A 2,354-nucleotide genomic window follows, 5' to 3' on the forward strand; every position below is an offset into this window, starting at 1 on the left:
CTGCTGGATCAGGCGCAGCTCTTTACCTGCATCGGTCTCATCGTTCGGATAGAGCACCTTGGAGATGGTCTCGGCCTGGGCTTTTTCAGCCTGGGAGTCGATGTAACCACCGGCATTGAACACGTCCCAGTCAAAAAACTCGGAGGCGCGGGATTCCCACAGACGCAGGATGTTGACGGTGTGGCCGCCAAAACCGACGACCGGAATATCCCAAGGCACCCCTTTGATCTTGCGACCCGCGTGCCATACCTTCTTCAAGCCGCCATTGTCACCAAACACGGTTTCAACGTAGCCGTAAAGTGGCACTTCTTGCACGGACTCGGGACGGCAGATCTCCCAAGGGTTGCCATATTCACGCCAAGAGTCCGGACGCTCGATCTGGCGGCCATCTTGAATCTCCTGACGGAACAGACCGTGTTCGTAATGGATACCATAGCCAACCGCCGGGTAGTTCAGAGTGGCCAGCGAGTCGATAAAGCAGGCAGCCAGACGTCCCAAGCCACCATTGCCGAGTGCCATATCTGGCTCTTGTTCGCACAGGTCGGTCAGGTCCAGACCGAGCTCGCCCAGCGCCTCTTCGCAGGTCTTGTAGAGAGAGAGGTTGTGCAGGTTGTTGGAGGTCAATCGTCCCATCAGAAATTCAGCAGAGAGATAGTGAATCGCACGAGTATCTTTCTTGAAGTGAGTCTGCTGAGTGCGGGTCAGGCGCTCGTACACCTGTTCATTGACGGCCGCCGCAGTGGCTTTCCACCACGCTTCGGGAGAGGCTTTCTGTTCACTTGTTCCCAAGGTAGAACGCAGGTGACGCACGATACTCGCCTTGAGCTGATCTTTATCCAGTTGGAGATCCTGGTCTGTCTTCTTCTTGGTAGCCATAAACCATATTCCTTCGTTACAAATAAAATTGTTATCCCGCTTACGGGACCGGCGCTGTTGTTATCTCAAAATATGTACCGGCGTGAGAATACTAACTAAAGCGGCAGAATTAAAAGTTAACGCAAGTCACACGTTAACCGATAAAAACAGCCTGAAAAGCTTGAAAACCCTTTCCTTTAACTGATTGCAGAAAAACAAAAATACCCTCTATTATCAGTACTTTACCAAAAAAATAAAAATATTATGGCATGAATAGGTTTTCAGAGATTGCCAAGCCTTGAAAATCACTGAAAATCACTGAAAATAGGCGGCAATACGGCGCATTGAAACCGGTTTCAATGCGCCTGAAAAATTACCGTATAAATATGAAGCAATGATTGCACCCTCAGAGATGTGCCTTGAACTGATTGCTCAATGGATCGTAATGGTACCCAATCTGATCCAGACGCCCTGCCAACTGCTCTTCTCTCATATCGTAATAGGCCAGCAACTCCTCCAATCCGTCACACTCGAGCCTTAGCTTCTCATTGATGATGCCCAGCAAGATGTTGGCATCCAGACGCTGCAAGGTATTGATATCCATGGCGGCACCTCCTGTAAATGGCCTGTATAACCATGGGCGGTTACACAGGGTTTGTCCATAGCGCAAAAAACAACCAGATGAATTTTCATTAAAAAACAATTAAATACAATCACTTATAAATTCAACATGCCAACACCATCACAAATTTCAGCAGAAACACCTTGTCACTGTCTTAGGATAGAACTACTGTATACGCATACAGCTTGGATATTCATACAGGAAAAAGTATATGAACCAGCCCCTGCACTCACTGCCCTTTGCGATGAATCGTGCCATGAGCAACCCCTGGCCAACCAGAACCGCCTGCAAAGCGGAGTCGGCTCATTATGGTGTAACTATCCAGTCTGATGACCAGTTTCTGAGCGAATTAACCAAGCTGGGTGACTCCCATACTGGCTGGATCTTGTTGATCGCTCCCCCAGGACGTCCCACAGTGAGCCACCTGGAAGAGCGAGGCATCGATCCCAACAGAGTACTGGTGGTACACAGCCCCAAAATCAAGAACTGGCAGCAAACCCTGGAACGCAGTCTGGGCAATGGTCACTGTGCTGCCGTGTTTACCTGGCTACCCGAGCAGATCGAGCTGGATCACGTCAAGCTGCAGCGACTGGGCCAGCAATCTGGCGTCATGACCCGCTTCTTTGGCGCGAAACGGGCCAACCCCGGCACGCCTCTGTTGGCCTATGCAGAGCAAGATGTCTATCTCAATCATTAAGAGAGAAAACTAACGCTCATACAGCCCCCTCCCACTACTGGTGATGGCGAAACCAACTGGCCCCACAACATGTTCCGTGATGATTTATCTGATGGACAGGCGTATCAGGGTCTAGCGACAGCACCTGAAAACAATGAGGCCCCAATCACTACATGCAGAAACAGAAGCAGAAGCAGAAGC

The 2,354-nt window shown here is 50.0% G+C and carries 3 protein-coding genes; 1 reads left to right on the forward strand and 2 read right to left on the reverse strand.

Annotated features, from left to right (window positions below; translation table 11 throughout):
* Nucleotides 1-876, reverse strand: an 876-nt coding sequence (locus LD28_RS0112275) for a glycogen/starch/alpha-glucan phosphorylase (protein WP_033137251.1), incomplete at its 3' end; no start/stop codon positions are given.
* Between the two features lie 385 nt (nt 877-1,261).
* Nucleotides 1,262-1,459, reverse strand: a complete 198-nt coding sequence (locus LD28_RS0112280) for a DUF4250 domain-containing protein (RefSeq protein WP_033137252.1) — start codon at nt 1,457-1,459, stop codon at nt 1,262-1,264.
* Nucleotides 1,460-1,688: 229 nt separating this feature from the next.
* Here LD28_RS0112280 and LD28_RS0112285 point away from each other — a divergent pair, with 229 nt between their 5' ends.
* Nucleotides 1,689-2,174, forward strand: coding sequence for a cell division inhibitor (locus tag LD28_RS0112285; RefSeq protein WP_033137253.1), 486 nt, complete (start codon nt 1,689-1,691; stop codon nt 2,172-2,174).
* The last annotated feature ends 180 nt before the right edge of the window (nt 2,175-2,354 follow it).

It is taken from the genome of Aeromonas finlandensis (assembly GCF_000764645.1).
In the GTDB taxonomy this organism is placed as follows: domain Bacteria; phylum Pseudomonadota; class Gammaproteobacteria; order Enterobacterales; family Aeromonadaceae; genus Aeromonas; species Aeromonas finlandensis.